The organism is Nisaea nitritireducens, from assembly GCF_014904795.1.
GTDB classification, from domain to species: domain Bacteria; phylum Pseudomonadota; class Alphaproteobacteria; order Thalassobaculales; family Thalassobaculaceae; genus Nisaea; species Nisaea nitritireducens.
Window position 1 is genome coordinate 21,599 of record NZ_JACZFS010000050.1, and the last position, 6,934, is coordinate 28,532.

The window sequence follows — 6,934 nt, forward strand, 5'->3', positions numbered from 1 at the left end:
TCCGCGCCACGGCTCTGTCAAGCGGCAGACACCGCAGCACGAGAAGCTGCGCTCTTCAGTCGGCCATCTCCAGTCCCGCGATCAATTCGTGCGACAGCACCTCAAGCCGCGGCATCAGGTCGAGCAGATGCTGCGAGTATTCATGCTGCGGCGATTCGAACAGGGTTTCAGTCTCCGCCACTTCCAGCAGCTTGCCGTGCCGCATCACCCCGACCCGGTCGCACATCTGCCGGATCACAGGCAGATCGTGGCTGATGAACAGCATGGTGAGCCCGAGCTCTTCCTGCAGATCCTTCAGCAGGTTGAGGATCTGGGCCTGGATCGAGACGTCGAGCGCAGAGGTCGGCTCGTCGCAGATCAGGAAGCGCGGGCGTGTGGCCAGCGCGCGAGCAATGGAAATGCGCTGACGCTGACCGCCGGAAAATTCATGCGGGTATTTCCGCGCCGCCTCGGCACCGAGACCGACATGCTCCAGCAGGTCCATGACGATCTGCCGGGTTTCCGCACCGCCCGAGGCGAGGCCATGGAAACGGATCGGCTCGGCGACGATATCCAGCACCTTCATGCGCGGGTTCAGCGACGAGAAAGGGTCCTGGAAGATCATCTGCATTTGCCGCCGGTAGCGATCCATCTCCGACTCGGTCCTGACCTCGGTGAGATCGGCACCGGCAAAGTGGATGTGACCGCCAGCCGGCTTGTAGAGCCCGGCGATGGCCCGGGCGATGGTCGACTTCCCGCTTCCGCTCTCGCCGACAAGACCGAACACCTCGCCCTGCCGGATATCGAAGGAAACTCTATCTACTGCATCGAGATAGATCCGGTTCTTCTTGAGGAAGGAGAATTTGGTGAGGAAGCGAACATGCAGATCCTCGACCCGGAGCATTGTCTCGCCGCCCGACTCCGTCTGCCCGGCGCCGAGCCAGTGGGTAGCGACATCGATACTGTCCCGCCGGTCACCGGCGCTCTCGATATATTCGACCACCGGGAACCGGGCGAGACGCACATCAGGCCGCGGCACGGCGCTGATCAGGCTCTTGGTATAATCGTGGTCCGGGTCTCCAAGGATTTTTTCCGTCGGGCCTTCCTCGACAAGACGGGAGCGATACATGACCGCAACCCGGTCGGTCACATCGGCGATCACCCCCATATCGTGGGTGATCAGAATCATGCCCACGGACCGTTCCCGGCACAGCTCGCGCATCAGCTCAAGGATCTGCGCCTGGATGGAGACGTCGAGCGCGGTTGTCGGCTCGTCCGCGATGATCACTTCCGGGTCTGCACAAAGGGCAAGCGCGATCACCACGCGCTGGCGCATGCCGCCTGAGAACTGGTGCGGATACTGCTTGATCCGGATCTTTGGATCAGGGATCCCGACACGGTCTAGCAAGCTCACCGCGCTCGCCCGCGCTTCCTCGTCGTTTTGCTTCAGATGCAGCTGGATCGTTTCCATCAGCTGCTGCTCAACAGTCTGCAGCGGGTCGAGCGATGTCAGCGGGTCCTGAAAGATCATGCCGATCCGCTTGCCGCGGATCGCGCGCAACGCGTCCTCGTCCAGATTGTCGATCCTGCTGCCCTTGAGATAGATCTCGCCGCCGGCGAGACGGCCCGGCGGCTCCAAGAGGCCGATGACCGCATTTCCGATGGTCGATTTACCGGCGCCGGATTCCCCGACCACCCCGAGGATCTCGCCCGGATCGACCGACAGGCTCACGTCCTGGACAGCCGTGAAAACGCCACGCCGGGTCGGAAACTCCACGGTCATATTCTTGAATTCGAGCAGGCTCATCGGGCGATCACCGGAGTTTCGGGTTGAGCGTGTCGCGCAGCCAGTCGCCAAGCAGATTGACGGCGAGGACAAGCACGACCAGCGCGATGGCCGGGAAGAAGGTGATCCACCAAAGCCCGGAGAACAGGTACTCGTTACCGACCCGGATCAGCGTCCCGAGCGACGGCGTCGTCGGCGGCACTCCCTGCCCAAGGAAGCTCAACGTCGCCTCGGAGATGATCGCAAGCGCGAGACCGATGGTCGCCAGCACCAGCACCGGGCGCATCACGTTCGGCACAATGTGACGCGCCATGACCAGTGCGGGCCGCAGACCGATGACCCGTGCTGCCTGGATATATTCCTTCTTCGCCTCGACCAGCGTCGCGCCCCGGGCAACCCGGGCGAACTGCGGCCAGTCGCTGAGGCCGATGGCGAGGATGACGACATAGATCGCCATTTCGTCACGCAGGTCCGGCGGCAGCACAGACCGTAGAATGCCGTTTATGAGGATCGCGGTCAGGATACCCGGAATGGTCAGCTGGATATCGGCAAGCCGCATGATGACCGTCTCGAACCAGCCGCCGACATAGCCGCTGATCACGCCTAGCGCGACACCGAGAAACATGCCGAGAAACACAGCTGCAAAACCGACAAGCAGGGAAATCCGACCGCCATAGAGGATGGTCGAAAGCATATCCCGGCCCTGATTGTCCGTCCCGAGCAAGTAGGCGGGATCGCCTCCAACTTCCCAGGCTGGCGGCTTCTTGCCGTCCCAAAGCGAGATCTGCGCCGGATCGAACGGGTCGAACGGCGCAATGAGCGGCGCACCGAAGGACGACAGCACGATCAATGCCGTGACAAAGGCCGCCGCCATGGCGATCGGGGAATGGAAAAAGGAATAGGCGATATCGTTGTCGTTCAGACGCGCCCAGAGTCCCGGTTTCTTTTCATCCTGTTGAACCGCCATGGGTTAGTGCCCTCCCTCGGCGCGCAGACGCGGATCGATGACGAAATAGAGGATATCGACCACGAGATTGATGGTGACGAAGATCAGCGCCACGAAACAGAGATAGGCGGCCATGATAGGCACGTCGACGAAGTCCACCGCCTGGATGAACATCAACCCGGTACCCGGCCACTGGAACACGGTCTCGGTGATCAGGGAGAACGCGATCAGGCCGCCGATATTGAGGCCGATGATCGTGATAACCGGCACCAGCGTGTTCTTCAGCGCATGGTTATAATTGATCCGGTTTTCCGGCAGGCCACGCGCACGGGCGAACTTGATGAAATCGGTCCGCATGATCTCGAGCATTTCGGCCCGCACCAGCCGGAGGATCATGGTCACCTGGAACAGACTGAGCGTGAGTGCCGGCAGCAGGATGCTGCGCCAGCCGTCAACGGTGAGCAGACTTGTCTTCCAACCGCCGAGTTCGACGGTTCCGGCCCGGCCGGAAGATGGCAAGACGCCCATATTCACAGCGAAGATATAGATCAGGCTGATGCCGATAATGAAGGTCGGCAGACTGACCCCGACAAGGGAGACAGTCAGCACCGCCTTGCTGATCCAGCTGGTCCGGTTGATCCCCGTGAACACGCCGAGCGGGATACCCAGACCGAGCGCGATCAATGCGGAGACAAAGACCAGCTCCAGCGTCGCCGGGATCCGTTCAGCGATCATCTCCGTCACCGACCTCTTGGTCCGGTAGGAGAGGCCGAACTCACCCTGCAAGGCATTTTGCATGAAGCGGGCATATTGAACGAAGAACGGGTCCTCGAGGCCAAGCACCTCCCGGATCCGCTGCCGGTCCTCAAGCGTTGCTTCCTGGCCGACCATGTTGTCGACCGGATCGCCAACATAGTTGAAGAGCGAAAAGGAAATGAAAGACACCGCAGCCATGACCACAAGGGCCTGCAGCATGCGGCGCGCGATATAAGTAATCATGCGCGTGAGGCTCGCCTGAAACTGTTTTTAGGTGCCCGGAAGGCTGAGGGCGGCGGATATACCGCCGCCCCCGAAATCCGGCAAGCTGCTACTGCAGTTTCGCCCGGCGGAACTGCGGCGAGTCGTTCGGCCTGATCGGGAGATCAAGCTTCGTCGACATGCCCCAGCCGATGACCTGGTGGTGGATCGGCAGATAGACGATTTCATCCTTCACGATCTTCCATGCTTCCGCGATCATCTCGTCGCGTTTGGCGAGATCCGTTTCGACTGCGAAAGCGTCGGTCAGCTCGTCAACCCTTGCATTGGCGAAGCCGGTGCCGTTCCAGCTGCCCTTGCTATGTAACAGGTAGCTGAAGACGTAGTGGGAATCGAGCGTCGGCACGCCCCAGCCCAGCATGTAGAAGTCGCTGACCCGGTTTTTGATTTTCGGGAAATGCTGGCTCTTTGGAATGGCGTCAAGCTTCACCGTCACGCCAATCTTGGCCAGCATGGCCACCGCCGCCTGACAGATCTTTTCGTCGTTGTTATAGCGGTTGTTCGGGCAGTCGAGCTGGATGGTGAAACCATTCGGATAGCCAGCGTCAGCGAGCAGGCCCTTGGCCGCTGCGGGATCAAACGGTCGCCGCTTGTCGAGTTCCTTGGTGAAACCATGCACGCCCGGAGACGTGATGATTCCGGCCGGGAAGGAAAGCCCTTCCATGACGACACGCTGGATCGCGTCGACGTCGAGTGCCTGATAGAAAGCCTGGCGCACACGCTTGTCCTGGAACGGGTTCTTGCCCTTGACGTCCGAACTGCGCAGCTCGGCAACACCCTGGTCCATGCCAAAGAAGATCGTCCGGATCTGATTGACCGTGGCGGTCTTCAACTCGGCGGAAGAATCGATGCGCTTCAGATCCTGCAGCGGCGGATCGAGCACGAAGTCGACTTCACCGGAAAGCAGCGCCGCCACGCGGGTCGCCGCATTCTTGATCGGGCGGTACTCGATCTTGTCGATATTATGCTCGGCATTCGCCGCGCCCCACCAGTTCGGGTTCTTGACCAGAACCGTCAACTCGTCCGGCAGGCGCTGATCGACGATGAAAGGCCCGGTGCCATTGGCATTGCGCACCGCGAATGTTTCCTCGCCAGCGGCGAAGTCCTGCGGCTCCAGAACGTTGTTCTTCTCAGCCCAGCCTTTGTCCATGATGAAGAGGTTGGTGATCTCGTTCGGCAGGATCGGATTTGGGCCGTCGGTCATGAACTGGACCGTGTGGTCATCGACGATCTTAACTTCCTTGATCGACTTGACCTGTTCCTTGAAGTCGGAGCTCTTCGCCTGCGCGCGCGCGACGCTGAAGGCCACGTCTTCGGCCGTAAAGTCAGCGCCGTCATGGAACTTCACGCCCTTGCGCAGCTTGAACTCCCAGCCGTCCGTCCCGAGCGGCTTCCAGCTCTCAGCGAGCGAGGGCTCCAGGACCATGTCGCTGTCGCGGGTGACAAGCGGCTCGTAGATCTGACCGCTCATACTGTTGGTCGGGCCTTCGTTCTGGCCCATAGGGTCCAGCGTGAGGGCGTCACCCTGGCTCGTCCAGCGCAGTACTTTCTCTGCGTGGGCGGCGCCGACTAACATCGTCGTCGACATCATCGCGGCAATCGCGATCGTGCGGATACTCATAAGGATAGTCTCCCGTCTCTGATGCAAATGCGTCCCTGCGATGTCCGGAATTGTTTTTGTCTCGCCGCAAAGCGGTCTTCCGGATCATCAGAGAGGAAATCTAGCAGGCAATAGACGGAAGAAAAGGGGTAAAGCGCAACCGGGCATTGTCGAACACCCGGCTGCGTTCAAATATCCATCAGGCCTTGAGGGCTTCGTTGTCCGGATCGTAAGGGCTTTCAGCGACAATCCGTGCAGGGCGAAGCTGGTCCAGAACGCGGACCTGGCATTCGGCGCCAACCACGGCCTTGTCGGTCCGGATGTAGCCGAGCATCAGCGATTTGCCGACATAGTGACCGTAGCCGCCGGCGGTACCTCGGCCAACCACCTCGCCATCCATGAAGACAGGCTCATTGCCGAACGGATCGGCATCATCCGCGTCGATCTCGATGGTGCAGTAGGTGTTGGGAATACCCTCTTCCTGCTGCCGGACCAGCGCATCCCGGCCGGTGAACTCGCCCTTGTTAAGGCGCACGAAACGCTTCAGGCCCGCTTCGAGCAGGGAGTTCTCCGCGTTCAGGTCCGTGCCCCAGAGACGGTAGGTTTTCTCCAGCCGCATGGAATCCATGGCGCGCATGCCGACCAGCCCGATATCGAATTCCTTGCCGGCTTCCATCAGGGCATCGAACAGGTGCAGTTGGTACTCGATCGGGTGATGCAGCTCCCATCCAAGCGAGCCGACGAAGTTGACACGCAGGGCACGGACGCTCGGGCAATAGCCGACCGGAATGTCCTGCATGGTCAGCCACGGGAAGGCCTCGTTGGAGACATCCGCGTCCGCCAGTTTTTGCAGCACCTTGCGGGAATCCGGCCCGGCCAGCACGAAGACGCCGTACTGCGTGGTGATATCCTTCAAGAAGACGGAGCCGTCGCGCGGCAGGCGCTTCTGCAGGAAATCGAGATCGTAATCGTGCCCCGCGCCCGGGCCGATGACGAAGAACCGCTCGCCATAAAAGCCGTCCGGCATCCTTGTGATGGTGAATTCCGAGCGGATCGAGCCCGACGGGTTCAAGGCATGGCAGAGATTGATCCGGCCAAGCCCTTTCGGGATGGCGTTCGCGACCATGCGGTCGAGCCATTCCCGGGCCCCCGGTCCCTCGACCTCGTACTTGGCGAAAGAGGATAGCTCCAGCAGCCCCACCCGCTCGCGCATGGTGCGGACTTCGTTACCGACATGTTCGAACCAATTGGACCGGCGGTAGGAATAGATGTCCTTGCGCTCGACACCTTTCGGCGCGAACCAGTTCGGACGCTCCCAGCCGAAGCGCGCCCCCCAGACGGCACCTGCCTCGTCGAGGCGCGGATAGGCAGGCGTGGTCTTGGCCGGACGGCCCGCTTCACGCTCTTCCATCGGGAAGTGGTTGAAGAAGACGTGCTCGTAGGCTTCCTCGTTCTTGATCTTGGCGAAGTTCTTGGAGACGACACCGAAGCGGCGCGGGTCGACACCGATCATGTCGACGGACGGCTCGCCGTCGACGATCCAGTTGGCGAGCTGCCAGCCGGCGCCGCCGGCGGCGGTGACGCCGAA

At 61.1% G+C, this 6,934-nt stretch carries 5 protein-coding genes; all 5 read right to left on the reverse strand.

All coding sequences use genetic code 11. The features are described from left to right. Window positions 1-55: 55 nt before the first annotated feature. On the reverse strand, window positions 56-1,786 hold the full coding sequence (locus tag IG629_RS17250) for an ABC transporter ATP-binding protein (protein WP_193173169.1): 1,731 nt from the start codon (window positions 1,784-1,786) through the stop codon (window positions 56-58). A gap of 7 nt (window positions 1,787-1,793) precedes the next feature. Continuing rightward, window positions 1,794-2,732 carry an ABC transporter permease gene (locus IG629_RS17255; protein WP_193173170.1) on the reverse strand — a complete coding sequence of 313 codons (939 nt, stop codon included), beginning with the start codon at window positions 2,730-2,732 and terminating at the stop codon, window positions 1,794-1,796. A gap of 3 nt (window positions 2,733-2,735) precedes the next feature. Next, complete coding sequence (locus tag IG629_RS17260; RefSeq protein WP_193173171.1) at window positions 2,736-3,710, reverse strand: ABC transporter permease; 975 nt, start codon at window positions 3,708-3,710, stop codon at window positions 2,736-2,738. Between the two features lie 88 nt (window positions 3,711-3,798). Then, on the reverse strand, window positions 3,799-5,367 hold the full coding sequence (locus tag IG629_RS17265) for an ABC transporter substrate-binding protein (protein ID WP_193173172.1): 1,569 nt from the start codon (window positions 5,365-5,367) through the stop codon (window positions 3,799-3,801). Between the two features lie 178 nt (window positions 5,368-5,545). Next, a partial coding sequence (locus tag IG629_RS17270; protein WP_319025119.1) for a glycine cleavage T C-terminal barrel domain-containing protein occupies window positions 5,546-6,934 on the reverse strand: 1,389 nt, incomplete at its 5' end.

What these genes read in the sequence shown, in the direction of transcription:
- IG629_RS17250 (WP_193173169.1), bottom strand. Translation starts at nt 1,786, where the DNA reads ATGAGCCTGCTCGAATTCAAGAATATGACCGTGGAGTTTCCGACCCGG.
- IG629_RS17255 (WP_193173170.1), bottom strand. Translation starts at nt 2,732, where the DNA reads ATGGCGGTTCAACAGGATGAAAAGAAACCGGGACTCTGGGCGCGTCTG.
- IG629_RS17260 (WP_193173171.1), bottom strand. Translation starts at nt 3,710, where the DNA reads ATGATTACTTATATCGCGCGCCGCATGCTGCAGGCCCTTGTGGTCATG.
- IG629_RS17265 (WP_193173172.1), bottom strand. Translation starts at nt 5,367, where the DNA reads ATGAGTATCCGCACGATCGCGATTGCCGCGATGATGTCGACGACGATG.